General features: G+C 64.1%; 36 protein-coding genes. 5 read left to right on the top strand and 31 right to left on the bottom strand.

Features of this window, described 5'->3' with window-relative positions:
* The 19 genes from rpsN to rpsL form a co-directional block, all read right to left on the bottom strand.
* A complete protein-coding gene (gene rpsN / locus SMA01S_RS00545) occupies positions 1 to 306 on the bottom strand; it encodes a 30S ribosomal protein S14 (RefSeq protein ID WP_066583975.1) in 306 nt (101 codons plus the stop codon).
* Between the two features lie 19 nt (positions 307 to 325).
* Positions 326 to 910, bottom strand: a complete 585-nt coding sequence (rplE, locus tag SMA01S_RS00550; protein ID WP_066803647.1) for a 50S ribosomal protein L5 — start codon at positions 908 to 910, stop codon at positions 326 to 328.
* Entirely contained in the window at positions 903 to 1,220 is a 318-nt protein-coding gene (gene rplX / locus SMA01S_RS00555; protein WP_066583978.1) for a 50S ribosomal protein L24, read from the bottom strand. Before rplX ends, rplE begins: the two co-directional genes overlap by 8 nt.
* Positions 1,220 to 1,588 (bottom strand): 50S ribosomal protein L14, encoded by a 369-nt coding sequence (rplN, locus tag SMA01S_RS00560; RefSeq protein ID WP_066583980.1) that lies wholly within the window; start codon positions 1,586 to 1,588, stop codon positions 1,220 to 1,222. The genes rplX and rplN overlap by 1 nt, the downstream gene beginning before the upstream one ends.
* 67 nt (positions 1,589 to 1,655) lie before the next feature.
* Positions 1,656 to 1,928: a 30S ribosomal protein S17 gene (gene rpsQ / locus SMA01S_RS00565; protein WP_066583982.1), complete on the bottom strand. Its 273-nt coding sequence runs from the start codon at positions 1,926 to 1,928 to the stop codon at positions 1,656 to 1,658.
* 10 nt (positions 1,929 to 1,938) lie between these two features.
* A complete protein-coding gene (rpmC, locus tag SMA01S_RS00570; protein WP_066583985.1) occupies positions 1,939 to 2,142 on the bottom strand; it encodes a 50S ribosomal protein L29 in 204 nt (67 codons plus the stop codon).
* A 1-nt stretch (position 2,143) separates the two neighbouring features.
* Positions 2,144 to 2,578 carry a 50S ribosomal protein L16 gene (gene rplP / locus SMA01S_RS00575; protein WP_066816142.1) on the bottom strand — a complete coding sequence of 145 codons (435 nt, stop codon included), beginning with the start codon at positions 2,576 to 2,578 and terminating at the stop codon, positions 2,144 to 2,146.
* 12 nt (positions 2,579 to 2,590) lie between these two features.
* On the bottom strand, positions 2,591 to 3,298 hold the full coding sequence (gene rpsC / locus SMA01S_RS00580) for a 30S ribosomal protein S3 (RefSeq protein ID WP_066816144.1): 708 nt from the start codon (positions 3,296 to 3,298) through the stop codon (positions 2,591 to 2,593).
* On the bottom strand, positions 3,298 to 3,675 hold the full coding sequence (rplV, locus tag SMA01S_RS00585) for a 50S ribosomal protein L22 (protein ID WP_066816145.1): 378 nt from the start codon (positions 3,673 to 3,675) through the stop codon (positions 3,298 to 3,300). Before rplV ends, rpsC begins: the two co-directional genes overlap by 1 nt.
* Before the next feature lies 1 nt (position 3,676).
* Positions 3,677 to 3,955: a 30S ribosomal protein S19 gene (gene rpsS, locus SMA01S_RS00590; RefSeq protein ID WP_066816147.1), complete on the bottom strand. Its 279-nt coding sequence runs from the start codon at positions 3,953 to 3,955 to the stop codon at positions 3,677 to 3,679.
* 6 nt (positions 3,956 to 3,961) lie between these two features.
* Positions 3,962 to 4,813, bottom strand: a complete 852-nt coding sequence (gene rplB / locus SMA01S_RS00595; RefSeq protein WP_066583996.1) for a 50S ribosomal protein L2 — start codon at positions 4,811 to 4,813, stop codon at positions 3,962 to 3,964.
* Positions 4,813 to 5,136 carry a 50S ribosomal protein L23 gene (locus tag SMA01S_RS00600; protein WP_066584004.1) on the bottom strand — a complete coding sequence of 108 codons (324 nt, stop codon included), beginning with the start codon at positions 5,134 to 5,136 and terminating at the stop codon, positions 4,813 to 4,815. The genes rplB and SMA01S_RS00600 overlap by 1 nt, the downstream gene beginning before the upstream one ends.
* Entirely contained in the window at positions 5,129 to 5,758 is a 630-nt protein-coding gene (gene rplD / locus SMA01S_RS00605; protein WP_066803629.1) for a 50S ribosomal protein L4, read from the bottom strand. Before rplD ends, SMA01S_RS00600 begins: the two co-directional genes overlap by 8 nt.
* A 2-nt stretch (positions 5,759 to 5,760) precedes the next feature.
* Positions 5,761 to 6,516 (bottom strand): 50S ribosomal protein L3, encoded by a 756-nt coding sequence (gene rplC, locus SMA01S_RS00610; protein WP_066816154.1) that lies wholly within the window; start codon positions 6,514 to 6,516, stop codon positions 5,761 to 5,763.
* A 303-nt stretch (positions 6,517 to 6,819) separates the two neighbouring features.
* A complete protein-coding gene (gene rpsJ, locus SMA01S_RS00615) occupies positions 6,820 to 7,128 on the bottom strand; it encodes a 30S ribosomal protein S10 (RefSeq protein WP_007406109.1) in 309 nt (102 codons plus the stop codon).
* A gap of 161 nt (positions 7,129 to 7,289) precedes the next feature.
* The gene (tuf, locus tag SMA01S_RS00620; RefSeq protein ID WP_066816166.1) at positions 7,290 to 8,483 is read right to left on the bottom strand and encodes an elongation factor Tu; all 1,194 of its coding nucleotides are present in this window, start codon (positions 8,481 to 8,483) and stop codon (positions 7,290 to 7,292) included.
* Positions 8,484 to 8,567: 84 nt separating this feature from the next.
* Positions 8,568 to 10,664 (bottom strand): elongation factor G, encoded by a 2,097-nt coding sequence (gene fusA, locus SMA01S_RS00625; protein ID WP_066816168.1) that lies wholly within the window; start codon positions 10,662 to 10,664, stop codon positions 8,568 to 8,570.
* A 120-nt stretch (positions 10,665 to 10,784) separates the two neighbouring features.
* Positions 10,785 to 11,255 carry a 30S ribosomal protein S7 gene (gene rpsG, locus SMA01S_RS00630; protein WP_066816170.1) on the bottom strand — a complete coding sequence of 157 codons (471 nt, stop codon included), beginning with the start codon at positions 11,253 to 11,255 and terminating at the stop codon, positions 10,785 to 10,787.
* Between the two features lie 65 nt (positions 11,256 to 11,320).
* Complete coding sequence (gene rpsL, locus SMA01S_RS00635) at positions 11,321 to 11,692, bottom strand: 30S ribosomal protein S12 (RefSeq protein ID WP_022691828.1); 372 nt, start codon at positions 11,690 to 11,692, stop codon at positions 11,321 to 11,323.
* A 260-nt stretch (positions 11,693 to 11,952) separates the two neighbouring features.
* Here rpsL and SMA01S_RS00640 point away from each other — a divergent pair, with 260 nt between their 5' ends.
* The gene (locus SMA01S_RS00640; RefSeq protein WP_066816173.1) at positions 11,953 to 13,116 is read left to right on the top strand and encodes a putative hexosyltransferase; all 1,164 of its coding nucleotides are present in this window, start codon (positions 11,953 to 11,955) and stop codon (positions 13,114 to 13,116) included.
* A 56-nt stretch (positions 13,117 to 13,172) separates the two neighbouring features.
* Positions 13,173 to 13,661, top strand: coding sequence for a bactofilin family protein (locus tag SMA01S_RS00645; RefSeq protein WP_066816180.1), 489 nt, complete (start codon positions 13,173 to 13,175; stop codon positions 13,659 to 13,661).
* Between the two features lie 25 nt (positions 13,662 to 13,686).
* Here the strand turns inward: SMA01S_RS00645 and SMA01S_RS00650 are convergent, their stop codons facing one another.
* Positions 13,687 to 14,151 (bottom strand): MAPEG family protein, encoded by a 465-nt coding sequence (locus tag SMA01S_RS00650; RefSeq protein WP_066816183.1) that lies wholly within the window; start codon positions 14,149 to 14,151, stop codon positions 13,687 to 13,689.
* A 56-nt stretch (positions 14,152 to 14,207) separates the two neighbouring features.
* Here SMA01S_RS00650 and SMA01S_RS00655 point away from each other — a divergent pair, with 56 nt between their 5' ends.
* Positions 14,208 to 14,660: a GFA family protein gene (locus SMA01S_RS00655; RefSeq protein WP_066816186.1), complete on the top strand. Its 453-nt coding sequence runs from the start codon at positions 14,208 to 14,210 to the stop codon at positions 14,658 to 14,660.
* A gap of 117 nt (positions 14,661 to 14,777) precedes the next feature.
* Here SMA01S_RS00655 and lpdA read toward each other — a convergent pair whose 3' ends face one another.
* The 5 genes from lpdA to SMA01S_RS00680 are packed head-to-tail and all read right to left on the bottom strand — an operon-like array spanning position 14,778 to position 18,507.
* Complete coding sequence (gene lpdA, locus SMA01S_RS00660; RefSeq protein ID WP_066816191.1) at positions 14,778 to 16,175, bottom strand: dihydrolipoyl dehydrogenase; 1,398 nt, start codon at positions 16,173 to 16,175, stop codon at positions 14,778 to 14,780.
* A 50-nt stretch (positions 16,176 to 16,225) separates the two neighbouring features.
* Positions 16,226 to 16,606 (bottom strand): acyl-CoA thioesterase, encoded by a 381-nt coding sequence (locus tag SMA01S_RS00665; RefSeq protein WP_066816194.1) that lies wholly within the window; start codon positions 16,604 to 16,606, stop codon positions 16,226 to 16,228.
* Positions 16,603 to 16,938: an acyl-CoA thioesterase gene (locus SMA01S_RS00670; RefSeq protein WP_066816801.1), complete on the bottom strand. Its 336-nt coding sequence runs from the start codon at positions 16,936 to 16,938 to the stop codon at positions 16,603 to 16,605. The genes SMA01S_RS00665 and SMA01S_RS00670 overlap by 4 nt, the downstream gene beginning before the upstream one ends.
* Before the next feature lie 56 nt (positions 16,939 to 16,994).
* Positions 16,995 to 17,207, bottom strand: a complete 213-nt coding sequence (locus SMA01S_RS00675) for a hypothetical protein (RefSeq protein WP_157093722.1) — start codon at positions 17,205 to 17,207, stop codon at positions 16,995 to 16,997.
* Between the two features lie 10 nt (positions 17,208 to 17,217).
* Positions 17,218 to 18,507: a pyruvate dehydrogenase complex dihydrolipoamide acetyltransferase gene (locus tag SMA01S_RS00680; RefSeq protein ID WP_066816200.1), complete on the bottom strand. Its 1,290-nt coding sequence runs from the start codon at positions 18,505 to 18,507 to the stop codon at positions 17,218 to 17,220.
* Between the two features lie 142 nt (positions 18,508 to 18,649).
* Here SMA01S_RS00680 and SMA01S_RS00685 point away from each other — a divergent pair, with 142 nt between their 5' ends.
* A complete protein-coding gene (locus SMA01S_RS00685) occupies positions 18,650 to 19,105 on the top strand; it encodes a universal stress protein (protein ID WP_066816804.1) in 456 nt (151 codons plus the stop codon).
* A gap of 9 nt (positions 19,106 to 19,114) precedes the next feature.
* Here SMA01S_RS00685 and SMA01S_RS00690 read toward each other — a convergent pair whose 3' ends face one another.
* Positions 19,115 to 19,303 (bottom strand): hypothetical protein, encoded by a 189-nt coding sequence (locus SMA01S_RS00690; protein ID WP_066816203.1) that lies wholly within the window; start codon positions 19,301 to 19,303, stop codon positions 19,115 to 19,117.
* A gap of 205 nt (positions 19,304 to 19,508) precedes the next feature.
* On the opposite strand from SMA01S_RS00690, the gene SMA01S_RS00695 reads away from it, so the two are divergent.
* Positions 19,509 to 20,825: a M20/M25/M40 family metallo-hydrolase gene (locus tag SMA01S_RS00695; protein WP_066816205.1), complete on the top strand. Its 1,317-nt coding sequence runs from the start codon at positions 19,509 to 19,511 to the stop codon at positions 20,823 to 20,825.
* A 15-nt stretch (positions 20,826 to 20,840) separates the two neighbouring features.
* On the opposite strand, the gene SMA01S_RS00700 is transcribed toward SMA01S_RS00695, so the two are convergent.
* The 5 genes from SMA01S_RS00700 to SMA01S_RS00720 form a co-directional block, all read right to left on the bottom strand.
* Entirely contained in the window at positions 20,841 to 21,167 is a 327-nt protein-coding gene (locus tag SMA01S_RS00700) for a hypothetical protein (RefSeq protein WP_066816207.1), read from the bottom strand.
* Positions 21,168 to 21,229: 62 nt separating this feature from the next.
* Positions 21,230 to 22,375, bottom strand: coding sequence for a DSD1 family PLP-dependent enzyme (locus tag SMA01S_RS00705; protein ID WP_066816209.1), 1,146 nt, complete (start codon positions 22,373 to 22,375; stop codon positions 21,230 to 21,232).
* Positions 22,376 to 22,380: 5 nt separating this feature from the next.
* Positions 22,381 to 23,661, bottom strand: coding sequence for a D-arabinono-1,4-lactone oxidase (locus SMA01S_RS00710; protein ID WP_066816212.1), 1,281 nt, complete (start codon positions 23,659 to 23,661; stop codon positions 22,381 to 22,383).
* Positions 23,662 to 23,685: 24 nt separating this feature from the next.
* Positions 23,686 to 24,375: a TetR/AcrR family transcriptional regulator gene (locus tag SMA01S_RS00715; protein ID WP_084249949.1), complete on the bottom strand. Its 690-nt coding sequence runs from the start codon at positions 24,373 to 24,375 to the stop codon at positions 23,686 to 23,688.
* Positions 24,372 to 25,556, bottom strand: coding sequence for an MFS transporter (locus SMA01S_RS00720; RefSeq protein ID WP_066816214.1), 1,185 nt, complete (start codon positions 25,554 to 25,556; stop codon positions 24,372 to 24,374). Before SMA01S_RS00720 ends, SMA01S_RS00715 begins: the two co-directional genes overlap by 4 nt.
* Positions 25,557 to 25,569: the final 13 nt, after the last annotated feature.

A 25,569-nucleotide genomic window follows, 5' to 3' on the forward strand; every position in this document is an offset into this window, starting at 1 on the left:
TTACCAGCTCGACTTCGTGACGCCGGGGATCAGGCCCTTGTTGGCCAGTTCACGCAGCTGCACACGGCAGAGTCGGAATTTGCGGTAGTAAGCGCGGGGACGGCCCGTCACTTCGCAACGGTTGCGGATGCGGGTCGGATTCCCGTTGCGGGGAATCTCGGCCATCTTCAGCCGCGCGATCAGACGCTCGGTTTCGTCGGCCGACTTATCGTTGGCCTGCGCCTTCAGCTTCGCATAGCGGTTGGCATATTTCGCCACCAGCTTCTTGCGACGCTCATTCTTGTTCACGGAACTCAGTTTCGCCATGACTTAAGTTCTCTTTCCCTTATGCCGCCTGCTTCGCTTCGCCGTCCGCCTCGATGGGGAACGGGAAACCGAAGAGACGGAGGAGCTCGCGAGCCTCATCATCGGACTTCGCGGTGGTGGTTACGATGACGTCCATGCCGCGCACCTTGTCGATGCGGTCATAGTTGATCTCCGGGAACACGAGCTGTTCCCTCAGACCCATCGCGTAATTGCCGCGACCGTCGAACGACTTGGGGTTGAGGCCGCGGAAGTCGCGAACGCGCGGGAGCGCGATCGTGATGAAGCGGTCGAGGAATTCGTACATGCGCTCACGGCGAAGGGTGACCTTCACGCCGATCGGCATGCCTTCACGCAGCTTGAACTGCGCGATCGACTTCTTCGCCTTGGTGATCACCGGCTTCTGGCCCGCGATCAGCTCCATCTCGGAAGCGGCCTGCTCGACCTTCTTCTTGTCCTGGGTCGCCTCACCGACGCCCATGTTGAGCACGATCTTCTCGAGCCGCGGCACTTCGAGCGCATTCTTGTACCCGAACTTCTCGGTCATCGCCTTGACGATCACATCGTCATAGCGCGCCTGCATGCGAGCCTTGTACTTGTCAGCCATCGATCTTCTTCCCGGTCTTTACCGCGACGCGCACCTTCTTGCCGTCCTTGCCCGTTTCGAAACGGACTCGGGTCGGCTTGCCGTCCACGACATGGGCAACCTTCGACACGTGCATCGGCGCTTCCGAGCGATCGAGACCACCCTGGGGGTTGGTCTGGCTCGGCTTGACGTGACGGACGTGCACATTGACACCCGACACGACGACCTTGCCGTCCTTCGGCATCGCCTTGATGACCTCGCCAGTGCGGCCCTTGTCCTTACCGGACAGGACGATCACCTGGTCACCCTTCTTGATCTTCGCAGCAGCCATTACAGCACCTCCGGAGCCAGGCTGATCACCTTCATGTGACCACGGGCACGCAGTTCGCGCACGACCGGGCCGAAGATGCGGGTGCCAATCGGCTCCTCGTTCTTGTTGACCAGGACGGCCGCGTTCGAGTCGAAGCGGATCACCGAGCCGTCGGGACGGCGGATGTCCTTGGCGGTACGCACGATCACCGCACGGTGAACGTCGCCCTTCTTCACACGGCCGCGAGGCTGCGCTTCCTTGACGCTGACGACGATGATGTCGCCAACGCCGGCCGTGCGACGCTTCGAGCCGCCCAGCACCTTGATGCACTGCACCCGCTTCGCGCCGCTATTGTCAGCGACGTCGAGATTGGATTGCATCTGGATCATCGATCCGGTTCCTTCTCGTTTGGCCTACCGGGACTGGCCCGGCGGTTCCGATGAAAACTGCTGACGCTTACGCGTCGACGTCGACCCGCTCCGGCGTCGCATGGGTGTCAACCCGCTCGATCACCTTCCAGGTCTTCAGCTTGGAGATCGGCGCGGTCTCTTCGATCCGCACGGTCTCGCCCTGCTTGTATTCGTTGCCCTCGTCATGGGCGTGATACTTCTTCGAGCGGCGAATGATCTTGCCGTAGAGCGCATGCTTGACCTTGCGTTCCACGTTCACGACCACCGTCTTGTCGCCCTTGTCCGAGACGATCTGCCCGGTCAGCACGCGCTTCGGCATGTCCGTTTCCTTACTTTGCCGCAGCGCGCGAACGCGCGGTCTGCAGGGTCTTGATGCGAGCGATGTCGCGGCGAACTTCACGCACGCGGCTCGGCTTTTCCAGCTGGCTGGTCGCAGCCTGGAAGCGGAGGTTGAACGCCTCGCGCTTCAGATTGCCCAGCTCCTGATCGAGCGTCTGCTCGTCCATGCCGCTATAATCGATCTTGTTCGCCATCTTACTCGCCTCCGAGGTGCGAGGTGTCGCCGAGGCGCGCCACGACCTTCGTCTTGATCGGCAGCTTCATCGCCGCGCGCTCGAACGCTTCCGCGGCCAGCGGGCCGGGAACGCCGTCCAGCTCGAACAGGATGCGGCCAGGCTTGACCCGCGCTGCCCAGAATTCCGGCGAACCCTTACCCGAGCCCATGCGGACTTCGGCCGGCTTCGACGAAACGGGAACGTCCGGGAAGATGCGGATCCACAAGCGCCCCTGGCGCTTGATGTGACGCGTGATCGCGCGGCGAGCCGCCTCGATCTGGCGCGCGGTGATCCGCTCCGGCTCCATCGCCTTCAGCCCATAGGAACCGAAGTTCAGCGTCGCGCCGCCCTTGGCGTCGCCGTGAATCCGGCCCTTGAACGCCTTGCGGAACTTGGTGCGTTTTGGTTGCAGCATGTCCTGTTGTCCTTAGCGGCGGTCGTCGCGCGCCGGGCGCACGCCGGAGGTCTGAGCCTCCATCATCAACCGCTCCTGCGCCATCGGGTCATGGCCGAGAATCTCGCCCTTGAAGACCCACACCTTGACGCCGCAAACACCGTAAGCGGTGTGCGCCTGCGCTTCGGCATAATCGAGGTGGGCGCGCAGCGTGTGCAGCGGCACCCGGCCCTCACGATAGCTTTCGGTGCGCGCGATCTCGGCGCCGCCGAGACGGCCACCGCACTGCACGCGGATGCCGTCGGCACCCAGGCGCATCGCCGACTGCACCGCGCGCTTCATGGCGCGGCGGAAAGCGATACGACGCTCGAGCTGGTCGGCAATACCCTGCGCGACGAGCTTGGCGTCAATCTCGGGCTTGCGGATCTCGACGATGTTCAGCGACACGTCCGAGCCCGTCATCGAGCCGAGCTTGCGCCGCAGCTTTTCGATGTCGGTACCCTTCTTGCCGATGATCACGCCGGGGCGCGCGGCATAGATCGACACGCGGCACAATTTGGCCGGACGCTCGATCACGACCTTCGAGATCGCCGCCTGGGGCAGCGTGTCGAGGATGTACTTGCGGATCTTGAGGTCCTCAAGGAGGAGCTTGCCGTAATCCTGACCTTCCGCGAACCAGCGGCTGTCCCAGGTACGGTTGATCTGCAGGCGCAGGCCGATCGGATTGCTCTTGTGACCCATTATGCTTCTTCCTGCTCGCGGACGACGATGCGAAGGCGCGAAAACGGCTTCAGGATGCGGGTGGACTTGCCACGGCCGCGGGTCGCGAAGCGCTTCATCGTGATCGACTTGCCGACCGACGCCTCGGCGACGACGAGCGCGTCGACATCGAGGTTGTGGTTGTTTTCCGCGTTGGCGATCGCCGAGGCGAGCACCTTGCGCGCATCGATCGCCATCGCCTTCTTGGAGAAGGCGAGGATATTGAGCGCGTCGCCGGCCTTACGGCCACGGATCAGACCCGCGACCAGGTTCAGCTTCTGCGCCGACCCACGGATCTGGGTAGCAACGGCCAGCGCTTCCTTGTCGCCGACCTTGCGGGGAGACTGAGGCTTCGACATCTTAACGCTTGCCCTTCTTGTCGGCGGCGTGACCCGGGAAATACCGGGTCGGCGCGAACTCGCCGAGCTTCATGCCGACCATGTCCTCATTGACCGACACCGGCACGAACTTGCGGCCGTTGTAGACGCTGAAGGTCAGGCCGACGAACTGCGGCAGGATGGTCGAGCGACGCGACCAGGTCTTGATCGGGCCGGTACGACCATTCGATTCCTGAGCGACTTCCGCCTTCTTCAGGAGGCTGAGGTCGACGAACGGACCTTTCCAAACGGAACGAGCCATGAGCGGTTAGCCCTTCTTCTTCGCGTGACGCGACCGGATGATGAACTTGTCGGTCTGCTTGTTGTGACGGGTGCGCGCACCCTTGGTCGGCTTGCCCCACGGGGTGACCGGGTGACGGCCGCCCGAGGTCCGGCCTTCACCACCGCCATGCGGGTGGTCGACCGGGTTCTTGGCGACGCCGCGGGTCAGCGGGCGAATGCCCTTCCAACGATTGCGGCCAGCCTTGCCGAGGTTGGTGTTCTGGTTGTCCGGGTTGGACACCGCACCGACCGTCGCCATGCAATCCGCCGGAATGTAGCGCTGCTCGCCCGAGTTGAGGCGAACGATGACCATTCCGCGGTCGCGACCGACGACCTGGACATACGTCCCTGCCGACCGTGCGATCTGACCACCCTTGCCCGGCTTCATCTCCACGTTGTGGACGATGGTGCCGACCGGCATCTGGCCCAGCTCCATGGCGTTGCCCGGCTTCACGTCGGTCTTCTTGCCGGCGACGACCTTGTCGCCGACGGCGAGGCGCTGCGGCGCGATGATATAGGCGACGCGATCCTTGCCGTCCTCACCCGCGCCATAGTTCACCAGAGCGATGAACGCGGTACGGTTGGGATCGTACTCGATCCGCTCGACGGTGCCGTCGACGTCCCACAGGCGGCGCTTGAAATCGATGATGCGATAACGCTGCTTGTGGCCGCCGGCGATGCCGCGCGAGGTGACATGGCCCTTGTTGTTACGGCCACCGGTCTTGCGCTTGCCTTCGGTCAGCGCCTTGACGGGCTTGCCCTTGTACAGCGCCGAACGGTCGACGAGGATCAAGCCACGGCGGGCCGGGCTCGTCGGGTTGTAATGCTTGAGTGCCATTACGCCTTGACCCCTTCGGTCACGTCGATCGACTGACCTTCCTTGAGGGTGACAATCGCCTTCTTCATGTCAGAGCGCGTATAGGGAGCGCCCTTCCACTTCTTGGTCTTGCCCTTCTGGACGATCGTGTTGACGTTCGACACGCTGACATTGAACAGCGCCTCGACGGCAGCCTTGATCTCCGGCTTGGTCGCGTCGCGCGCAACCTTGAACACCACCGCGTTCTGCTCGCTGACGAGCGTCGACTTCTCGGTGATGTGCGGGGCGACGATCACGTCATAGTGACGGATGTCGACCGCGCTTTTGGTCGGCTTCTTAGCCATTGAAACGCGCCTCCAGCTTCTCGACCGCAGCGCGCGTCAGCACCAGCGTGTCATGCTTCAGGATGTCGTAGACGTTGGCGCCGGCGGCCGGGAGAACGTTGATCTCCCGAAGATTGCCGGCGGCGAGCGCGAAGGTGTTCTCGACGGCGTCGCCATCGATCACCAACGCGGTCTTACCGAAGCCGATCTTCTCGAGGTTGCCCTTGAGCGCCTTCGTCTTGCCGCCGTCGATCGCGATCGAGTCCATGACGATCAGCGACCCGGCCTTGGCATGGGTCGACAGCGCCATCTTGAGGCCGAGCGCACGGATCTTCTTGTTCAGCGACGGATTGAAGTCGCGAACGCGGGCGCCGTGAGCCTTACCACCACCGATGAAGATCGGGGCTCGGCGATCGCCGTGACGAGCGGTACCGCCGCCCTTCTGGCGACCATATTTCTTGCCGGTGCGGGCAACGTCGGCGCGCTCACGCGTGCCGCGCGCGGTCGCACGACGCTTTTCGAGCTGCCAGGTGACGACGCGGTGCAGGATGTCGGCGCGCGGATCGAGGCCGAAGACCTCGTCGTTGAGCTCGATGTCCGCGGCCTTCGCCTTGGCGTCGAAGGATTGAACCTTGACCTTCACGTTCAGCCCTCCTGGCCTTCGGTCGCCTCAGGGGCGTCCACCGTCTCGGCGGGCGTCTCTGCGGGAGCGTTGTTGCTGTTGGCGGCCTGCTTCAGCCCGGCCGGGAACGGCGCGTCGGCGTGGCGGGCGACCTTGACGGCATCCTTGACGAACAGCCAGCCGCCCTTCGAGCCGGGCACGGAGCCCTTCACGAAGATCAAACCGCGCTCGACGTCCGTGCCGACGATCTCGAGATTCTGCTGGGTGCGATATTTATCGCCCATGTGGCCGGCCATCTTCTTGTTCTTGAAGACCTTGCCCGGATCCTGGCGCTGACCGGTCGAACCGAGCGAACGGTGCGAGACCGAAACGCCGTGCGTCGCGCGCAAACCACCGAAGCCCCAGCGCTTCATGCCGCCCTGGAAGCCCTTACCCTGGGTCTTGCCCTGGATATCGACGATCTGGCCGGCGACGAAGTGGTCTGCCGAAATCTCGGCACCAACATCGAGCAGGCCGTCTTCGTCGACGCGGAATTCCGCAACGATCGCCTTGGGCTCGACTTCCGCCTTGCCGAAGTGACCGCGCTGCGGCTTGGCGACGTTCTTCGCCTTGGCCGTGCCGGCCCCGAGCTGAACGGCGGTGTAGCCGTCCTTATCCATTTCGCGACGGGAGATAACCTGCAGCCCTTCGAGCGACAGGACAGTGACCGGCACGTGGCGGCCATCATCCTGGAACAGGCGGGTCATCCCCAACTTCTTCGCGATCACGCCAGTGCGCATGATCTGTTCACTCCATAACAGAGGCACCCAAGGGACCATCCCAAGGGTGCTTGTGACCGATGACGAACACCGATCGATCCAGCCCGGAAATGCGAAGCGAGCCCCCGTCCCGGGCTGGTTGTTCGTTGGCCTAAGCCAGGAACGTGACGGGAGACGCTGTCCTGATCAGAAGATCAGCGGTATCTCTATTTGTCAGCGTCCCGCAGGACCGATTGGTCAACCGCGGGAGCAGCGCCGATAGTCGAAGCAGAGCGCCCCGTCAACCGGCCACCCTCGTTTTCGCGAGGGTTAAGCCAAACTCGCTCAGGCGAGCTTGATTTCCACGTCGACGCCCGCGGCGAGGTCGAGCTTCATCAGCGCATCGACGGTCTGCGGGGTCGGCTGAACGATGTCCAGCATACGCTTGTAGGTGCGCACCTCGAACTGCTCGCGCGACTTCTTGTCGATGTGCGGGCCGCGGTTCACGGTGAACTTCTCGATGCGCGTCGGCAACGGGATCGGACCACGGATAAGAGCGCCGGTACGTCGGGCGGTGTCGGCGATGTCGCCGGTTGCCTGATCGAGCACGCGATGATCGAACGCCTTCAGGCGAATGCGAATATTGCTGTCCATGGTTCCTACCGATGCCAAAGAGCGGGGCAGCTCCCCAAAGCGGGGGCAGCCTCTTGCTGTTCAAACTAAACTGGAGGCGCGCGGATACAGGCGCTTCCTACAAAAAGCAACCGCCCCGGCGCCCTTTTTTTGGGCGCCGGGGCGGTCGTTTGGGGATCAGCTTACTTGCTGATGCCCGAGACGATGCCCGAACCAACGGTGCGGCCACCCTCACGGATGGTGAAGCGCTGGCCGACGTCCATGGCGATCGGTGCGATCAGCTTCACGCCCAGCGCGACGTTGTCGCCCGGCATGACCATCTCGGTGCCGGCCGGCAGTTCGACGGTGCCGGTGACGTCCGTGGTGCGGAAGTAGAACTGCGGACGATAGTTCGCGAAGAACGGCGTGTGACGGCCGCCTTCGTCCTTCGACAGGACGTACACTTCCGAGTTGAAGTCGGTGTGCGGCGTGATCGAGCCCGGCTTGGCCAGAACCTGGCCACGCTCGACTTCTTCACGGCCGACGCCGCGGATCAGCGCACCGATGTTGTCGCCAGCCTGGCCCTGGTCGAGCAGCTTGCGGAACATTTCGACGCCGGTGACGGTGGTCTTGCGGACGTCCGGGTGGATGCCGACGATCTCGACTTCCTCACCGACCTTGACCACGCCGGTCTCGACGCGGCCGGTCACGACGGTGCCGCGACCCGAGATCGAGAACACGTCTTCGATCGGCATCATGAACGGCTTGTCGAGCGGACGCTCCGGCTGCGGCAGATATTCGTCGACAGCCTTCATCAGCTCGAGAACGGCTTCCTGGCCGAGCTTCGCGTCCGAACCGCTGAGCGCGGCAGTCGCCGAGCCCTTGATGATCGGAATATCGTCGCCCGGGAAGTCGTAAGCCGACAGCAGCTCGCGAACCTCGAGCTCGACGAGCTCCAGGATCTCTTCGTCGTCGACCAGGTCAACCTTGTTCATGAACACGACCATCGCCGGCACGCCGACCTGACGCGCGAGCAGGATGTGCTCGCGGGTCTGCGGCATCGGGCCGTCGGTCGCCGACACGACCAGGATCGCGCCGTCCATCTGCGCGGCGCCGGTGATCATGTTCTTCACATAGTCGGCGTGGCCCGGGCAATCGACGTGCGCATAGTGACGGTTGGCGGTCTCATACTCAACGTGCGCCGTCGAGATGGTGATGCCGCGCTCACGCTCTTCCGGCGCCTTGTCGATGTTGGCGAAATCGACTGCGGTGCCGCCGGTGGTCTCGGCCAGGACCTTGGTGATCGCTGCCGTCAGCGACGTCTTGCCATGGTCGACGTGACCGATGGTGCCGATGTTCATGTGCGGCTTGTTCCGCTCAAACTTTGCCTTCGCCATTTTTCCCTACCTTCTGGAAAATCGTTTTCGTGAAATCCACCACGGGACTCGCGCGAAGGCGGCCCCATAGCGGGAGTTTTTGGGTTACGCCAGCTTCGCCTTCACTTCGTCGGCCACATTCTGCGGCACTTCGTCGTAGTGCGAGAACTGCATCGAGTAGCTCGCCCGGCCCTGGGTGAACGAGCGCAGCTGGTTCACGTAGCCGAACATGTTGGCGAGCGGGACCATCGCCTCGACGGTCTGCGCGTTGCCGCGCGCGTCGGTGCCCTGGATCTGGCCACGACGGCTGTTCATGTCGCCGATGACGTCGCCCAGATAATCTTCCGGGGTGACGACCTCGACCTTCATGATCGGCTCGAGCAGCTTGATGCCGGCCTTCTGGGCCGCTTCACGCATCGCGCCACGCGCGCAGATTTCGAACGCCAGCGCCGACGAGTCGACGTCGTGATAGGCGCCGTCGGTCAGGTGGACTTCGAAGTCGATGATCGGGAAGCCGATCAGCGAGCCCGTTTCCGCCGTCTCGCGCATGCCCTTCTCGACCGAGGGGATATATTCCTTGGGAATATTGCCGCCCTTGATCTCGTCGAAGAACTGGAAGCCCGAACCACGCTCGCCGGGGACCACGGTCACCTTGACGCGGCCGAACTGGCCCGAGCCGCCCGACTGCTTCTTGTGGGTGTAGTCGATGTCGACCTTCTTCCCCAGATATTCGCGATACGCGACCTGCGGGGCACCGACATTGGCCTCGACCTTGAACTCGCGCTTCATGCGGTCGACCAGGATCTCGAGGTGGAGTTCGCCCATCCCCTTGATGATGGTCTGACCCGATTCGTGATCGGTCGACACGCGGAACGACGGATCCTCGCGCGCGAGACGATTGAGCGCGACGCCCATCTTCTCCTGGTCGGCCTTGGTCTTGGGCTCCACCGACAACTCGATGACGGGGTCCGGAAACTCCATCCGCTCGAGGATGATCGGCTTGTCGCCGGCGCATAGGGTGTCGCCGGTCGTGGTGTCCTTGAGACCGGCCAGCGCGACGATGTCACCGGCATAAGCCTCGGTGATGTCCTCACGGCTGTTCGCATGCATCAACAGCATGCGGCCAACCTTTTCCTTCTTGTCCTTGACCGAGTTGACCACCTGCGACGCAGCTTCGAGCTTGCCCGAATAGATGCGCGCGAAGGTCAGCGTACCGACGAACGGGTCGTTCATGATCTTGAACGCCAGCGCCGAGAACGGCGCGTCGTCCGACGACGGACGCTCGTCCGGCGTCTCGCCGTCGAGCTTGACGCCCTTGATGGCGGGAACGTCGAGCGGGCTCGGCAGATAGTCGACCACGGCGTCGAGCAGGGGCTGGACGCCCTTGTTCTTGAACGCCGAGCCGCACAGCACGGGCACGAACGAGAAGTTCAGCGTGCCCTTGCGGATCAGCTTCTTGATCATCGCCGGATCGGGCTCTTCGCCTTCGAAGAACTTCTCCATGACGGCGTCGTCCTGCTCGACGACGGCCTCGATCAGCTCGGCGCGCGCGGCAGCGGCGGCGTCCTTCAGGTCATCCGGGATGTCCTGATATTCGAACTTCGCGCCCAGCGATTCTTCGAGCCAGATGATCGCGCGATTCTGGACCAGGTCGACCAGGCCCTTGAACCCGCCCTCGATACCGATCGGGAGATAGAGGACGAGCGGACGCGCGCCGAGACGATCCTTGATCATCTCCACGCAACGCTCGAAATTCGCGCCGGTGCGGTCGAGCTTGTTGACGAAGCACATCCGCGGAACCTTGTACTTTTCCGCCTGACGCCACACCGTCTCCGACTGCGGCTCGACGCCGGCAACGCCGTCGAAGCACGCCACGGCACCGTCGAGCACGCGCAGCGAACGCTCGACTTCGATGGTGAAGTCGACGTGTCCAGGCGTGTCGATGATGTTGATGCGATGCTCTTCGCCCTTGCCCTCTTCGGCACGCCAGAAGCACGTGGTCGCGGCCGACGTGATCGTGATCCCGCGCTCCTGTTCCTGCTCCATCCAGTCCATCGTCGCCGTGCCTTCATGCACTTCGCCGATCTTGTAGGACTTGCCGGTATAATAGAGGATGCGCTCGGTCGTCGTCGTCTTGCCGGCGTCGATGTGCGCCATGATGCCGATGTTGCGATAGCGGTCGAGCGGATGGCTGCGGGCCATGGTCGTAGCTTCCTTGGAATGTGGGGAGCCGGCCGATCCGGCTGCCCGCTATGTAGGTAATTAAATTACCAATACCAGATCGCCGGCCCCGCCGCAGCGGAGCCGGCCGATCCAGCCTTATTACCAGCGATAATGGCTGAAAGCGCGGTTCGCTTCGGCCATGCGGTGCGTGTCTTCGCGCTTCTTGACCGCATTGCCGCGGTTGTTCGACGCATCGAGCAGCTCGCCCGACAGACGAGCCGACATGGTGTTCTCCGACCGCGAACGCGCCGCCGAAATCAGCCAGCGGATCGCCAGCGCCTGAGCACGCTCCGGACGCACCTCGACGGGAACCTGATAGGTCGCACCGCCGACGCGGCGGCTGCGGACCTCGATGCCCGGCTTGATGTTGTTGAGCGCTTCGTGGAACACCGCGAGCGGGTCCTTCTTGGCGCGGGTTTCGACGGTTTCCATCGCGGAATAGACGATGCCTTCGGCGACCGACTTCTTACCGTCCAGCATGACGCTGTTCATGAACTTCGACAGAACCTCATCCCCGAACTTGGGATCAGGCAGGATTTCCCGCTTTTCGGGACGACGACGACGAGCCATCTTGAACTTCCTTTACAAACTTCAGCCGATCCGGAACCCGTCCGGGGCTTACTCTGGCTGTGTGATTACTTCGGACGCTTCGCGCCGTACTTCGAACGGCTCTGCTTGCGATCCTTGACACCCTGCGTGTCGAGCACGCCGCGCAGCACGTGGTAGCGCACACCGGGAAGGTCGCGCACACGGCCGCCACGGATCAGAACCACCGAGTGCTCCTGAAGGTTGTGGCCTTCACCGGGGATGTAGCTGATGACTTCGCGCTGGTTGGTCAGGCGAACCTTGGCCACCTTGCGCAGAGCCGAGTTCGGCTTCTTCGGAGTCGTCGTATAGACACGGGTGCAGACGCCGCGCTTCTGCGGGTTCTGTTCCATCGCAGGGACCTTCGATTTGGCCTTCTGCGGATCACGGCCCTTACGGACCAACTGGTTAATCGTCGGCATGAAGCCCTTCACCTTTATGTTACCAGAGACGTCTGGCGGTTACTTTGCCGGGAGCCATTGTTAGCGAATACGAAAAAGGACCGAGGGAGCGCCTTTCGGCTTCCCGGGTCCGTGTCTTCCGGCAACGTTCAGCTCTTACCCGCGCGGCAAAAATGCCGAGTGAGCGGGCGCGCCTATAGACGGGGAGTCGGAAACGGTCAACGGGGGAGAAGCCAATCCACCTTTACGCCCCGCTAACCCAATGGTGGTTAAAGGGGCCGATGTCCTCGCTCGATCGATCCTGGCGCCCCACCCTACTCGCGCTCGTGGCGGCGGCCAGCCTGTATGTGTTGATCTGGAACTGGTTCGGCAAGGACCTGCCCGATTATCTGGTGCCGTGGTTCGAGCATATTCGCCGTACTGGGCCGATCGCCGCCTTCGCGCACCCGTTCGGCAATTACACACCACCCTATCTCTACCTGCTCGCGGCGACGACGCTGGCCGCGCCGCTTGCAGATCCGATCACGTTGATCAAGTTGCTATCGGTCGCCGGCACGATCGGGCTGGTCGCGGCGATGTGGCGGCTGCTGGCCGCTCTCGATGTCGCGCATCCCAGCCGCAAGGCGATTATCGTGTTCGCCTTGCCCAGTGTCATCCTCAATGCTGGGTTGCTCGCCCAGTGCGACGCGATGTGGGCAGCTGTGAGCGTGATGGCGCTGACCGCGGCAGTGAAACGACGCCATGCCGCGATGCTGGCCTGGTGCGGGTTCGCGCTCGCGATCAAGCTGCAGCCGGCCTTCACCGCCCCGATCTTTATCGCCTTGCTGATCGGGTGGCGCGTGCCGATCCGGCTATGGCCGGTCGCGCCCACAGCCTTCATCGCGGCAATGCTGCCGGCGTGGCTGCTCGGCTGGCCCGCCGCCGATCTCGCCACGATCTACCTGCGCCAAGCCGATTGGTCACCCCTTCTGTCGCTCAACGCGCCCAACATCTGGGCGATCGCGCAGGCGCTGCCCATGATTGGCGACCTGCCTTTGACGGGGCTCGCCATCGCCACGGCCGTTGGCGTCTCCGCGGGGCTGATCGCGCGCTTTGCCTGGCAACCGCCTGACCGCGACCAACTGCTCGCGGCGGCCTTGCTGGTGACGCTCGCGACCGTCGGGCTGCTGCCGCGAATGCACGAACGCTATTTCTTCCTCGCGGACGTGCTCGCGCTTGGCCTTGCCTTCGCGCGCAACGACAGGCGAAGCTGGAAGATCGCCGGGCTCGTCCAGTTCGCGTCGCTCGCCGGATTGGCCGCCTATGTTTCTGGGTTGAGCGGTCTAGCCGTGATCGGCGCGTTGCCGATGATCGCGGCGACATGGATGGTCCTGGGCCAGTTCCTCGTCTCGCCCGCCAATGACAACGGCCTGCCGCTCAACCCGTTTCGGGCCTATCCCGCCTGATGAGGAGTTCGCTAGGCTAGCGCGCGAGACTCGGGATTCGCACAAAGGGGTATGGCATGTTCAACAAGCGTGATGACGCGCCGGCGTCGACCTATCAGCCCGCAGCCGCCACGGCGCGCCGGACCAACGGCAGCTCCGGCGCCGGCTTCTCGGTGATCGGCCCCGACGTCGTCGTGACCGGCAACGTCCGCGCCTCGGCGGATCTGCACATCGAAGGGCGTGTCGAGGGCGATCTCGATTGCGGCAGCCTGGTCGTCGGAACCGAAGCGCTCATCCAGGGCCAGGTCCGCGCCGAGACGGCGCGCATCGCCGGCCGCATCGAGGGCGCGGTGGCGATCCGCCAACTGACGGTCGAAGCGGGTGCGCGGATCACCGGCGATGTCGAGTACGAGACGATCTCGCTCGAAACCGGCGCGCATGTCGATGGTCGCCTGAAGCATTTCTCCGCCCAGGCCGCCGCGGCGGCCGCAACGGTCACGCCGGTGCTGGGCGCGCCGCGCGAATTCAAGATGATCGATGCGCCGAGCGAGGAAGAAGCCGCCTGACACCAGGTGGTCCGCGCACACACGGTCAGATCGTCATATGGTCGATCGCCGCGTCATAGGTGGATTGCGCGCTGGCGATATCGATCGCGAAGCCGATCCACATCGCCATCAGCACGATGACCGATACCCAGAATGCGGGGGCGCGGACCGATACCTTGCCCAGCACGATGTGCGCGAATGTGTGGATCACGCGTAATGCGACATGGACCCAGGCGAGGATGACCTGAACGTGGCCGGCCTGGTGCGTGATCAGCAGCAGCGGGACCAGCGCGTAGAACAATACCGGCGCCTCGAACAGGTTGCGCAGATTGTTGGCGGGCATCTCGACCGGCTGGAAATAGCGCATCGCCGCCTCGCCAGTGGCGAAGTCTTCGGGCCGCGGCGGCGTCTTCTTCATATATCCGGCACGCGCCACCGCGACCCAGACGATCACCACGAAGCTGAGTGCCGCGAGCGTAATCGTCGGCCACAAAATCGCGAAGGTCTGCATCCCCTTTGCTCCCCATTCTGTTAGGATCAGGCTGCCCCAACGCACGGAGGAATGGAATGACGAAGTGGACGCTGCCGATGGACGGGGGATGTCGCTGCGGCGAGGTCCGCTTCCGGATCAGTGCGCCGCCCATGTTCACCGCGATCTGCCACTGCACCGGATGTCAGAAGATGACCGGCGGCGCCTATTCGACCAGCGTGGCAGTGCCACGCGGAGGCTTTGCGCTGACCAAAGGCGAGACGGTTATCGGCGGGCTGCATGGCGAGCGGCTGCACCATCAGCATTGCGACCGATGCAAGAGTTGGGTCTATACCGACTTCGAGCCCGACATGGGCTTCGTTAACGTCCGGGCGACGATGCTCGACGATCCGAGTTGGGTTACGCCATTCGTCCAGAGCTATACCAGCGAGGCTTTGCCTTGGGCGCTGGTCGCTGCGCAGCATTCGTACGAGCAATTCCCGTCGATGGAAGAATATCAGCCGTTGCTCGCCGAATTCGCAAAACTTTAGCCAGCGGCACGGTCGCGAACGCGCCCCTACGGCGGAGTTCGAGCGCGACCGCGCCCCGGCTGGTCCGCGACCGCGAAGATTCGCCCGATGGCGAGTTCGTCCGCGGGGCGGGTCGCGTCAGATATGCAGCGCCCGACCATAGGCGCCGAGCACGCTCTCGTGCATCATCTCGCTCAAGGTCGGGTGCGGGAACACCGTTTCCATCAACTCGGCTTCGGTCAGTTCGCCGGTCTTGCCGATCGTGTAGCCCTGGATCAGCTCGGTCACTTCGGCACCGATCATGTGCGCGCCGAGCAACTCGCCGGTCTTGGCGTCGAACACGGTCTTCACGAATCCTTCGGCTTCGCCCAGCGCGATCGCCTTGCCGTTGCCGATGAAAGGGAAGTTGCCGACCTTGACGTCGTAGCCGGCTTCCTTGGCCTTGGCTTCCGTCAACCCGACGCTGGCGATCTGCGGGTGGCAATAGGTGCAGCCGGGGATGTTCCTGGGGTCCATCGCATGCGGATGCTTGCCGGCGATCGCCTCGACCGCAATGACGCCTTCGTGGCTCGCCTTGTGCGCGAGCCAGGGCGGCTGCGTCACGTCACCGATCGCATAGAGGCCGTCGATATTGGTCTTGCACATGCCGTCGGTGACGATGTGGCCGCGGTCGGTCTTCACGCCGAGCTCTTCAAGGCCGATATTCTCGGTATTGGGAAGGATGCCGATCGCGACGATGACGTGGCTGAACTCGGCCGTCGTGACCTTGCCGTCCTTGTCCTTGATCGAGGCCTTCACGCCATTGGCCGTCACGTCGAGCTTGTCGACGCCAGCCTTGGTCATGATGGTCATGCCCTGCTTCTTGAGTGCCTTTTCGAGGAAAGCCGAGACGTCGGCATCCTCGACCGGGACAACGCGGTCGAGCATCTCGACCACGGTAACATCTGCGCCCATATCCTTGTAGAAGCTGGCGAACTCGATCCCGATCGCGCCCGAACCGATGACCAGCAGCTTGGTCGGCATCTCGCTCGGCGTCATGGCGTGGCGATAGGTCCAGATGCGCTTGCCGTCGGCCTTGGCGAATGGCAGGTCGCGGGCGCGGGCACCGGTCGCGACGATGATGTTCTTGGCCGTCAGGTCGGTCGTCTTGCCGTCCTCTGCGGTGACAGTGAGCTTCCCTTTTCCCGTCAGCTTGCCCGTGCCCATATGCACGGTGATCTTGTTCTTCTTCATCAGGTGCGTGACGCCCTGATTCAGCTGTTTGGCGACGCCGCGCGAACGCTTGACCACCGCGTCGAGGTCGGCGCTGATCTTGTCGGCGACCAGGCCATAATCCTTGGCGTGCTGCATGTAATGATAGATCTCCGCCGAGCGCAGCAGCGCCTTGGTCGGAATGCAGCCCCAATTGAGGCAGATGCCGCCGAGCAATTCGCGCTCGACGATCGCTGTCTTGAGCCCGAGCTGTGCCGCACGGATCGCCGCGACATAGCCGCCGGGTCCGGAGCCAAGAACAATGAGGTCATAGGATTCAGACACTGGGGAGGTCCTCGCTTAATATCGAAGAGAATATGGGAAGCTGGAAGGCATCAGGCCATGGCCTGACGATTGTCGCCGAGCCCGACGAACACGAATCGACCCTCCGCGACCTTGGCCATCGCCTCGCCATGGCGGTCGCGTTTCCAGGCCTGGGTGGCGATGGTCAGCGACGTGCGCCCCTCACCCACCACTTCGGCCCACACCGACAATTCGTCGCCGATATCGGCGGGCGCCAGGAATTTGAAGCCATCCGCCGCCACAACGGGCGCGCGTTTGCCGGTTCGGCGCGACGCCAAGCTGCCGCCGGCGAGCGACATCTGGCCGAACAACCAGCCGACGAAGGCGGTGCCATAGGGATTGGCGTCGGCGGCCATCACCGTCACGCGGATGTCGGGCATGCGGTCGGGCGGCGAGAGTGGTTCGTCGCTCATTCGACGATCACCGGCCGCGGTTTGCGGTCCTGATCGATGGCGACGAAGGTGAAGCGCGCCTCGGTTACCTTGCGATGATCGTCGCGGTGGCGATCGCGCGCCCAGCATTCGACATCGATCGTCATCGAGGTCCGCCCGACCTTGGCCAGTTGCGCATAGACCGACACTTCGTCGCCGATATGGACAGGGGCGTGGAACTGCATGCCGTCCATCGCGATGGTGACCGCGCGGCCATGCGAGTGGCGCGCGGCAACCAGTCCGGCGGCCGAATCCATCAGGCTCATCAGCCATCCGCCAAAAATGTCGCCATAGGCATTGGCGTCGGCGGGCATCGCCGTGACGCGGATCGCAGGGTCGCGCGCCGGCGGGTTGAAAGAGGCGGCGGCGCTCACGCGTCGCGCCGCCCGCTGCGGTCAGCTCGCCACGACATCAGGAACGGCTTGAACCCGAAGCCGATCACGAACGCCATCGCGATCAGGCCGATCGGCCAGATCGTCGCCGCGCCCTGCGGATAACCCCACGCCGCCGTCGCGGTAATGAGGTAGGTCACGATCGCGCTGGCGACCATGTAACACGCCTCGGCAAGAGTCCGCGCGGACATCGCCCGTCCCTCAGGCGAGCATGCCGAGCGGTGCTTCGATCAGCGCCTTGAACGCCTGCATCAGCTCGGCACCATCGGCGCCGTCGATCGCGCGATGATCGAAGCTGCCGGTCGCCGACATCACGGTGGCGACGCCGAGCGCATCGTCGATCACGTATGGACGCTTCTCGCCAGCGCCGATCGCCATGATCATGCCCTGAGGCGGATTGATCACCGCTTCGAACTGCTTGATCCCGAACATGCCCATGTTCGAGATCGAGGCGGTGCCGCCCTGATATTCCTCGGGCTTGAGCTTGTTGTAGCGCGCCCTGGTGGCGAGATCTTTCATTTCGGTCGAGATCGCTGCGACGCCCTTCGTATCGGCGTGCGTGATGATCGGTGTGATCAGGCCCGATGGGGTCGAGACCGCGACCGAGATGTCCGCCCGCTGGAAGCTGATCAGCTGGTCCGGCGTGAACATCACGTTGCACTTGGGCACCTGGATCAGCGACGCGGCGAGCGCCTTGATCAGCAGATCGTTGACCGAGAGCTTCACGCCGCGCGGCTCGAGGCTCTTGTTGAGATCGGCACGCAGCTTGAGCAGTGCGTCGAGACGGATGTCGACCGTCAAATAGATGTGCGGGACCTGCTGTTTCGATTCGGTCAGGCGGCGCGCGATCGTCTTGCGCACATTCGACAGCTTGGTCGCCTCATGCGGGATATCGGGGATCGCGGCGGGCTTGGCCGGTGCCGGCGCAGCCGCTGCCTCGGCCGGCGCGGCGGCGGTGGCTGCCGGCGCGGTGCCAGGCTTGGCGCCCTCGACATCGGCGCGAACGATGCGGCCGTTGGGACCCGAGCCAGTGACCGACGCGATGTCGACGCCCTTTTCGGCAGCGACGCGGCGGGCAAGCGGGCTCGCCTTGACGCGGTCGCCCGAGGTTGCGGGCGCGGATGCTGGAACCGGCGTCGCGGCAGGAGCTGCGGGCGCGGGCGACGGAGCAGGAGCAGCGTCAGCCTTCGGGGCTTCCGCTTTCGGCGCATCGGCCTTGGGCGCAGCCTTGGCGGCGGAGGCATCTTCACCCTCGACCGCGAGAATCGCGATGACCTGGCCGACTTTCACATTGTCGGTGCCTTCGGGAACGACGATCTCGGCGATGACGCCTTCGTCGACCGCTTCGAACTCCATCGTCGCCTTGTCGGTTTCGATCTCGGCCATCAGGTCGCCCGACTTGACGGTATCGCCGGCCTTGATCAGCCATTTCGCCAGCGTGCCCTCCTCCATGGTCGGTGAAAGCGCGGGCATCTTGATCTCGATGGGCATTCTGCGTCCTCTCGGGCGTCCTGGGGAGGCGGACTAGGAAGCGGCTCCTTCGCGCCCGGCACGCTCCGGGTCAAGACCGTGGTGCTTGCGCGGACGCGCGTTCCGCGTCACCTATCGCGCGAACGAGGGGAGCCCGGCCGACATGCGCATCTATCTGGTGGTGGTCGACGACAGTCCCGAAGCCGAGGTCGCGTTGCGCTTTGCCGCCCGGCGCGCGGTCAAGACCGGCGGCGGCGTCGAAATCCTGTCGATCATGGCGCCGCAGGAATTCATTGCCTTTGGCGGCGTCCAGGCAACGATCGAGGCCGAGGCTCGCCAGCACGCCGAAGCGATCATTGCCGGCGCGGCGGGTACGTTGTTCGAGGAATCGGGGCTGAAGCCCGCGATCACGCTGAAACAAGGCGATGCACCCAAGGTCATCCGCGAGACGATCGAAGGCAATCCGGAAATCGCGGCACTGGTACTCGGCGCGGCGCCGAGCGGATCGCCAGGACCGTTGGTCAGCCACTTCGCGGGAAGCGAGGCAGGTACGCTGCCGGTCCCGATCATGGTCATCCCCGGAAGCCTGGATCGCGAGGCGATCGATCGTCTGAGCTGAACGAGACGATCACCTAACCCGCGTCCGCAAAATAATACCGCGATCCGCTGGCTCGATTTCGATCCGGTCGAGCTGGTCAATCAATTCGGCGAACAAGTCGTCGTTCGTAACCGGAAAATGGCGATTGAAGCCACTGCCCAACAATTCCAGGTCTCTGCTCGTCAGAAACCCGAACGCGACTACGCGTTCCGTGGCCATCACGCGTACCTCCTGTTACTGAAACGAACGTATCTTAACTATGTAAGTGCCAACCGTTTCGCAGGCGTTGCGTAATATTATTCATGTTGCCCCTAAATTTGTGCACCGACTCGATGATCGTCTTCCTCGGCATGACGCCTGCGCAGGCACGTTGTTCAGCGTCCAATTTCATTGCGCGGACCGTGATATCGGGTCACGCTGTCGTATGCGCAAAGTCCTGATGCTCGCCCCGCTCGCGCTCGTTTCCGCAGGTCCCGCGGTCGAGCAGCCCTCGCCACTGAGGATGAAAGCCACAGTCAGTACGCTAGTCGGGTTCGGCACACGACACTCGCTGTCCGATCCCAATGATCCGAAGCGTGGTATCGGCGCGGCGCGTGCCTGGGCGAAAGCGCAGTTCAACGCGATCGGCGCGGCCTGCGGCGGGTGCCTGACCAGCGAGACGATCGCGCGCGACTTCACCGGCCCGCGTGCGCCCAACGGTGTGAACATCGTCGATGTACTCGGGGTGCAAAAGGGCACCGACCCCGATCGCGTGGTCATCATTGGCGGACATATCGATTCGATCGTCGGCGACGTCATGGATGCCAAGGCGGACGCGCCAGGGGCCAATGACGACGCATCGGGTGTCGCCGTCGTTCTGGAGGCGGCGCGTATCCTGTCGAAGCGCAAGTTCCGCGCGACGATCGTCTATGCGGTGTTCTCCGGCGAGGAACAGGGATTGTGGGGCGGCAAGCTCCTTGCCGATACCGCGAAAGAGCGTGGCTGGAAGGTCACCGCGATGCTCAACAACGACATCGTCGGCAATTCGGTCGGCCAGGGCGGCGTGGTCGCGAACAAGAGCGTGCGGGTATTTTCCGAAGGCATTCGCGAGAGCGAGGATTTGAAGGGAGGTCTCGCGCGCCGGATGAACGGCGGCGAGGATGATGGCCCCAGCCGCGCGCTGGCCAAGACGGTCGACCAGGTCGCGGCAGGCATTCCCGGCGGGCTCGACGCGTTCATCGTGCGGCGCCCGGACCGGTTCGGGCGCGGCGGCGATCACCTGCCCTTTCTCGAACTCGGTTACCCAGCGGTTCGCTTCACCGTCGCCGCCGAGCGCTGGGACGGGCAGCACCAATATGTCCGAACCGAGAATGGCGTCGCTTATGGCGACACGATCGACAAGATGGACTTCGCCTATCTGGCCAAGGTGGCGGCGATCAACATCGCGACGATCCGCCGGCTTGCCGCCGCGCCTGCCGCGCCGGAGGGCGTGACGGTCCAGGGTGCATTGTCGCGCGACACCACGGTGCGCTGGCAGGCGGTTCCGGGCGCGGTCAAATACCGCGTGCATTGGCGCCGTGCCGACACGCAGAATTGGACAGTGGTCCGCGATGTCGCCGGCGCCACCGAGTTGGTGCTGAAAAATGTGCCAATCGACGACAATTTCGTCGGCGTCTCCGCCGTCGCGGCGGACGGATCGGAAAGCCTGGTGACCTTTGCGGGGCCGGCACCGCGGCCGAGCGAACTCAAGACTGGCCGATAGCCGCGCGCTCCGATTCTAATTCCAATGGTCGAACGCGTGTCTCAAGCCATCGCGATATTCCTGCAGCGCCTTCTGGAACGCCAGCTTTTTGCGCGCGAGGATTCGCTGACGAGCAATCGCGATGCCGGCGAATAGAATCGCGCTCAAGCCGATCGTCGCGATGGATTTACCGTCCATGCGCCAGATGAAGCTAAAGATGAAGCCAACCGCCAGGAGCGCCGCAAAACAACCGTAGACGCAAGTCTGGAACACTTCGAGCCGCCAGCTATCGGGCGCTTCCGGCTCCCCGCCTCGCGCCGGATTAGTCCGGAAATCATCGATGCCCAGCGGTGTCAGCCCCATCGCTGTCGATCCTCACAACGCACCTTGTGTAACCGAAGCCTATATAGGCCAGTGGCGACAGTCTACCGCGACCGCCCTCGCCCCGACACTGGCCAGATCGCATCGAGCGTCTGGCCGCGGACGACATGGTAGTTGTCGTAGAGGTTGACCGTCGGGTCGCAATGCGGCGTGCGGAGCGAGACGCGATCGCCAAGCGCGAGCGTGTCCGGCAGAGTCAGCAGGGCGCCATGTTCGTCGCCCATCAGGAAGAAGCGCGCACCTTCGGCAGCCCCGGTCTCTACCGACGGCAGCGGCGCATCGGTCGCCATCGACTTGATTCCGGCGTCGAGCGTGAACAGGCCCGGCGTATTCGCGCTGATCACGCTGGTGTCGATCATCAGCGAGGTCTCGAACGGGATCGGCGCGCCCTCTTCGCCGGTCAGGTCGCAGGCGCGATATTCGTCGTCCATGAACACGTAGGACCCGACCTGAAGTTCAGTGAAGAGGTCAAGTTCCGCGTCGATACGATGCGTGCCGGTGCCGCCACCCGTGACGATCTCCGGCGCACCGCCTACCTCCGCCAACGCGGCAATGACGGTGCGGAGATAATCGGCGCGCTCGCGCATCGCCGTTTCGCGCTCGACGAAAGCGTGGATGTGCTGGTGCGAGCCGCAATAGAATTGCACGCCGCGATAGACGAGTGCGGGCAGCGAGCGGATCGTTTCGAACAATTCGACGGCGGCTTCGGGTGATGCCACGCCGGTGCGGTGGATGCCCGGGTCGACGTCGATGATCACCGAGAGCGGCGCATCGCCCGCTTGTTCGACTGCGCGCGCGATAGCGCAGGCGTTGTCGGGATTGTCGACCACGGTCATCAGCCCAGCGGAACGCAAGTTGAGCTGAGCGAGCCGTTCGACGGCAGCAGCGGGTACGACCGGCGAGGTGATGTGGAGACCGGTGATGCCGCCATCGGCCAGCGCTTCGGCCTCACCGATCTTGGCGCAGCACAGCCCGATCGCGCCCGCCGCTATCTGGCGCTTGGCGATATCGACGCTCTTGTGTGTCTTGGCGTGCGGACGAAGCTTGAGCCCATGCGCCGCGGCGAACGCGGCCATCCGGGCGATATTACTGTCCAGCCGGTCAAGATCGAGCACCAGCACAGGCGTGTTAAGGTCGCGGCGCGACCCCTGGCGACCGATCAGATGGGCGTGGAGTTCCAAATCGTTCACGTGAGTCAGCTCCGGGCAGGAGGGGTCAGGCCGAACAGGCGAGCAAGGTCGTCGTTGACGAACTTCTGGCCTGGGTCGACGGTCTCGCGGACGCGCAGGAAGTCGCCGGTGCGCGGATAGAGGCGCGCGACGTCGTCGGCAGTCATGGTGTGACGCTTGGCCCAATGCGGGCGACCACCCGAGCTGCGCAGCACCGCCTCCATTTCGGTGAACAGGTCGCGCCACGGCATCTTCGCATATTGGTGGAACGAGATGGAGGCGGCCGGGCCGGCGTGAAACGGGCTCATCCAGATATCGTCGCCCGCGGTCAGGCGAAATTCGAACGGAAAGGCGACAGGCAGCTTGCGGCGGCGGATATAGGCGATCGCCTCCAAGAGGGTCGGTAGCCCGGCGGCGCGCGGCACTTCATATTCCATTTCCTCGAACCGGATCGTGCGGTCGGACGGAAAGACGCGCCAGGCGGGCCCGACACGCTGGGTCGGCTTCGCGCTCATCTTCATCATGAAACGCTGCAGCGTTGGGATCAGCTTGGGCACGCGACGCCCGATTTCGCAAATATTGCGGAAGATCGATTCGTCGATGTCGGTGGTGTGCTTGAGATCGCCGCTGCCCTCCACGGGGTGGAGCGTCTTGAAGATCACGTAATCGGCATACGGGAAGACGAAGAACTCGAAATGGCGGGTGGCGGCGCCGAGTTCCTCCCAGCGCTCGGCCATTTCGGCGAGCGGGCGGCGCTCGATCCGCTCCTCGAGATAATAAGCCGGCAAAACGTTGATGCGGATCCGCGTGGCGACGCCGAACAAGCCAAGCGACAGCCGCTGCGCCTGATAGAGATCGGGATTCTTGTCGGGGCCGCATTCGACCAGGCTGCCGTCCGCAAGCATCAGTTCGAACCCGCAGGCCTGGGTCGACAGGCTGCCTAGCTCGGCGCCGGTGCCGTGAGTGCCAGTGGCAGTGGCGCCGGCCAGGGATTGCGGGTTGATGTCGCCCTGATTGATCAGCGACAGCCCTTCGGCCCACAAGGCCTCGGTCAGCCGGTCTAGCCCCCAGCCGGCAGGCACCCAGGCAGTGCGGCGATCGGGCGCGATGTCGATGCCGCCTTCGTAATCGCCCATGCTGAGCAGGGTGCCGGACGTTTCGCACAGCGGCATGAAGGAATGGCCGGCACCAGTGACGCGCACCTTGTCGGCGGCCTGGATCAGACCCGCCAGTTCGGTGCGGCTCTTGGGACGTTCGATATGCTGCGGACGAGCGGCGACGCTGCCCGACCAATTGTGCCAATCCATGCCTGCTCTCTCCATGGGCAGCGGTCAGTCGAAATGCTCAAGATAGCGCGCGAACATCACGCACACTTCGCGGTTGATGATATCGGCGTCGCGGTCGGGTTCCTCGACCACCATCTCGCTCGCCGAGTAGCCGAGCTCGACGATCAGCCGGCAGGCCACCTGCACCCGCCGCTCATCGCTATTGGGATATTGCCGGCGCAGCGTCTCGGCGAACGCGCCCGCCACCATGTCGCGCGAGCGGATGCGCAGATCGTTGAGCAGCGGCACCGCGCGCAACGCGCGGCCGATCGCGATGCCGCCGGGAAATTCGCGGTGGACCGCGACCATGCGTTCCTGGATCGCGATGCTCTTGGCCAGCCGCTCCTCGAACGTCGCGCCGGTCAGGCCGCCCTCGGCGACCCAAATGAGCACCTCATCGTCCTGCGCGCGCATCAGCCGGTCGCCGAGCTCTTTCAGGACGGCATATTTGTTGGGGAAATAGCGATAGAGTGCCGGCGGCGTCAGCCCGGCTCGCTGGCAGATCAGGTTGGTGGTAAGTTGTTCAAAGCCGATCTCGCGCAGCAATTCGCCGGCGACGTCGAGAATCAGTTCGAACGTGTCCTGGCCACGTGCCTGGATCGGGCGATGCTTGGTCGCAAGCGGAATGGCCCGGCGGCGGCGCTTGCCACCGGTGGCCTTGGCGGCGCGATCGGAAGGAGAAGAGGCTGTTGTCATGCGGCGAACGAGTGGCGTTTGGCCCGGACAAAGTACAGCAGCATGACGATGATGAGCGAAGTGCCCAGCAACCCGATTCCGAGCGTCAGGCTTTGCCGCACATCCGCCTCACCGACGACCAGCGATGCCAGGAATGGCCCCGCGCTGCAGCCGAGCAACGCCGCGCCCGATCCGAACATCGCCGCGCGTCGCGTCGGGTCGGCGTCGATCGCCAGCGGGGTGAAGAACGGTGAGGCGAACATCCACAAAAAGCCGAACATCGCCGAGACGGTCAGGAAAACCGTGACGCCGGGGAGGTAGGCGAAGACGATCATCGCGGCGCCCATGCCGAGCAGCGAGACGACCAAGGTCGGAGCGGTCGGCAAGCGCCCAGCGGCAAAGGTAGCGATCAATCCGCCCGCGACCTGCGCGCCGAGCGACAGCGCCATCGCCAGCCCTGCGGTGCCTGCGGGATGCCCCGACTGGCGCGACAGTGGCTCGACATAGATCCACACCGCCAGGATGCCGGCATTGAACGCGAAAGCGGCCGCGAGCGCGACCAGCCCACGTGTGCTCAGCCGCCCGGTCGGCTCATCAGGGTCAACCGGCAATACCGCCAGGCTGTTGGGCACCACCAGTCCGGCGAGACCGGTCGCGATCCCGATCGCGGCAAGCACCGCGAACCCCACCCCTACGCCAGCCGCCCCTTCTACCAGGGCACCCAATGCCGCGACGATCACCGCCTGCGCCAGCGTCTGGACGGTCAGGTAGATCGCCGCCCAACGATCCGGACGCGCCGATCGCACAATCATCGCGGTCATCAGCCAGATCAACGCGCCACTGGGAATGCCGTTGAGGCCGCGGACGAGCACCACCATCCAGCCATCGACGACGATCGACAACGCGTTGAGCCCGGCCATCGCGAGCCCGCACAGGATCGTCAGCAGCCGCAGGTTCCTGATGCCGTAGAGCGGCCCGGTCAGTCCCGCCGCCACGCCCATCGCCAGCAATTCGGCGGTCCCCGCCTGGCCGAGTTGCGCCGGACTGATCCGGCCCGATGCCTCGAGCCCACCGAGCAACAGCGGCCCGACGCCGGCGAACAGAATCCCGGCGACGCCCGCGAACAGGATCGCGCCGATCTGCGCCGCGCTGGGCCGCGCGCCGATCCAGCCATGTGTGCTCTTCGTTGCGATGTCGGTCACGCCGGTCCGCCGA

Source organism: Sphingomonas mali NBRC 15500, from assembly GCF_001598415.1.
Lineage (GTDB): Bacteria > Pseudomonadota > Alphaproteobacteria > Sphingomonadales > Sphingomonadaceae > Sphingomonas > Sphingomonas mali.

What these genes read in the sequence shown, in the direction of transcription:
- rpsG (WP_066816170.1), bottom strand. Translation starts at nt 11,255, where the DNA reads ATGGCTCGTCGTCGTCGTCCCGAAAAGCGGGAAATCCTGCCTGATCCC.
- tuf (WP_066816166.1), bottom strand. Translation starts at nt 8,483, where the DNA reads ATGGCGAAGGCAAAGTTTGAGCGGAACAAGCCGCACATGAACATCGGC.
- rpsS (WP_066816147.1), bottom strand. Translation starts at nt 3,955, where the DNA reads ATGGCTCGTTCCGTTTGGAAAGGTCCGTTCGTCGACCTCAGCCTCCTG.
- SMA01S_RS00690 (WP_066816203.1), bottom strand. Translation starts at nt 19,303, where the DNA reads ATGGCCACGGAACGCGTAGTCGCGTTCGGGTTTCTGACGAGCAGAGAC.
- SMA01S_RS00675 (WP_157093722.1), bottom strand. Translation starts at nt 17,207, where the DNA reads ATGTCCGCGCGGACTCTTGCCGAGGCGTGTTACATGGTCGCCAGCGCG.
- SMA01S_RS00650 (WP_066816183.1), bottom strand. Translation starts at nt 14,151, where the DNA reads ATGCAGACCTTCGCGATTTTGTGGCCGACGATTACGCTCGCGGCACTC.
- SMA01S_RS00695 (WP_066816205.1), top strand. Translation starts at nt 19,509, where the DNA reads ATGCGCAAAGTCCTGATGCTCGCCCCGCTCGCGCTCGTTTCCGCAGGT.
- SMA01S_RS00640 (WP_066816173.1), top strand. Translation starts at nt 11,953, where the DNA reads ATGTCCTCGCTCGATCGATCCTGGCGCCCCACCCTACTCGCGCTCGTG.
- rplX (WP_066583978.1), bottom strand. Translation starts at nt 1,220, where the DNA reads ATGGCTGCTGCGAAGATCAAGAAGGGTGACCAGGTGATCGTCCTGTCC.
- SMA01S_RS00670 (WP_066816801.1), bottom strand. Translation starts at nt 16,938, where the DNA reads ATGCCCGCCGACGCCAATGCCTATGGCGACATTTTTGGCGGATGGCTG.
- rplB (WP_066583996.1), bottom strand. Translation starts at nt 4,813, where the DNA reads ATGGCACTCAAGCATTACAACCCGACGAGCCCGGCCCGCCGTGGCTTG.
- rpmC (WP_066583985.1), bottom strand. Translation starts at nt 2,142, where the DNA reads ATGGCGAACAAGATCGATTATAGCGGCATGGACGAGCAGACGCTCGAT.
- SMA01S_RS00645 (WP_066816180.1), top strand. Translation starts at nt 13,173, where the DNA reads ATGTTCAACAAGCGTGATGACGCGCCGGCGTCGACCTATCAGCCCGCA.
- fusA (WP_066816168.1), bottom strand. Translation starts at nt 10,664, where the DNA reads ATGGCCCGCAGCCATCCGCTCGACCGCTATCGCAACATCGGCATCATG.
- SMA01S_RS00680 (WP_066816200.1), bottom strand. Translation starts at nt 18,507, where the DNA reads ATGCCCATCGAGATCAAGATGCCCGCGCTTTCACCGACCATGGAGGAG.
- rplP (WP_066816142.1), bottom strand. Translation starts at nt 2,578, where the DNA reads ATGCTGCAACCAAAACGCACCAAGTTCCGCAAGGCGTTCAAGGGCCGG.
- SMA01S_RS00715 (WP_084249949.1), bottom strand. Translation starts at nt 24,375, where the DNA reads ATGACAACAGCCTCTTCTCCTTCCGATCGCGCCGCCAAGGCCACCGGT.
- rplN (WP_066583980.1), bottom strand. Translation starts at nt 1,588, where the DNA reads ATGATCCAGATGCAATCCAATCTCGACGTCGCTGACAATAGCGGCGCG.
- SMA01S_RS00700 (WP_066816207.1), bottom strand. Translation starts at nt 21,167, where the DNA reads ATGGGGCTGACACCGCTGGGCATCGATGATTTCCGGACTAATCCGGCG.
- rpsL (WP_022691828.1), bottom strand. Translation starts at nt 11,692, where the DNA reads ATGCCGACGATTAACCAGTTGGTCCGTAAGGGCCGTGATCCGCAGAAG.
- rpsN (WP_066583975.1), bottom strand. Translation starts at nt 306, where the DNA reads ATGGCGAAACTGAGTTCCGTGAACAAGAATGAGCGTCGCAAGAAGCTG.
- rpsJ (WP_007406109.1), bottom strand. Translation starts at nt 7,128, where the DNA reads ATGGACAGCAATATTCGCATTCGCCTGAAGGCGTTCGATCATCGCGTG.
- SMA01S_RS00655 (WP_066816186.1), top strand. Translation starts at nt 14,208, where the DNA reads ATGACGAAGTGGACGCTGCCGATGGACGGGGGATGTCGCTGCGGCGAG.
- SMA01S_RS00600 (WP_066584004.1), bottom strand. Translation starts at nt 5,136, where the DNA reads ATGGCTAAGAAGCCGACCAAAAGCGCGGTCGACATCCGTCACTATGAC.
- rplC (WP_066816154.1), bottom strand. Translation starts at nt 6,516, where the DNA reads ATGCGCACTGGCGTGATCGCGAAGAAGTTGGGGATGACCCGCCTGTTC.
- SMA01S_RS00710 (WP_066816212.1), bottom strand. Translation starts at nt 23,661, where the DNA reads ATGGATTGGCACAATTGGTCGGGCAGCGTCGCCGCTCGTCCGCAGCAT.
- rplE (WP_066803647.1), bottom strand. Translation starts at nt 910, where the DNA reads ATGGCTGACAAGTACAAGGCTCGCATGCAGGCGCGCTATGACGATGTG.
- rplV (WP_066816145.1), bottom strand. Translation starts at nt 3,675, where the DNA reads ATGTCGAAGCCTCAGTCTCCCCGCAAGGTCGGCGACAAGGAAGCGCTG.
- rpsC (WP_066816144.1), bottom strand. Translation starts at nt 3,298, where the DNA reads ATGGGTCACAAGAGCAATCCGATCGGCCTGCGCCTGCAGATCAACCGT.
- rpsQ (WP_066583982.1), bottom strand. Translation starts at nt 1,928, where the DNA reads ATGCCGAAGCGCGTGCTGACCGGGCAGATCGTCTCGGACAAGGGCGAC.
- SMA01S_RS00665 (WP_066816194.1), bottom strand. Translation starts at nt 16,606, where the DNA reads ATGAGCGACGAACCACTCTCGCCGCCCGACCGCATGCCCGACATCCGC.
- SMA01S_RS00685 (WP_066816804.1), top strand. Translation starts at nt 18,650, where the DNA reads ATGCGCATCTATCTGGTGGTGGTCGACGACAGTCCCGAAGCCGAGGTC.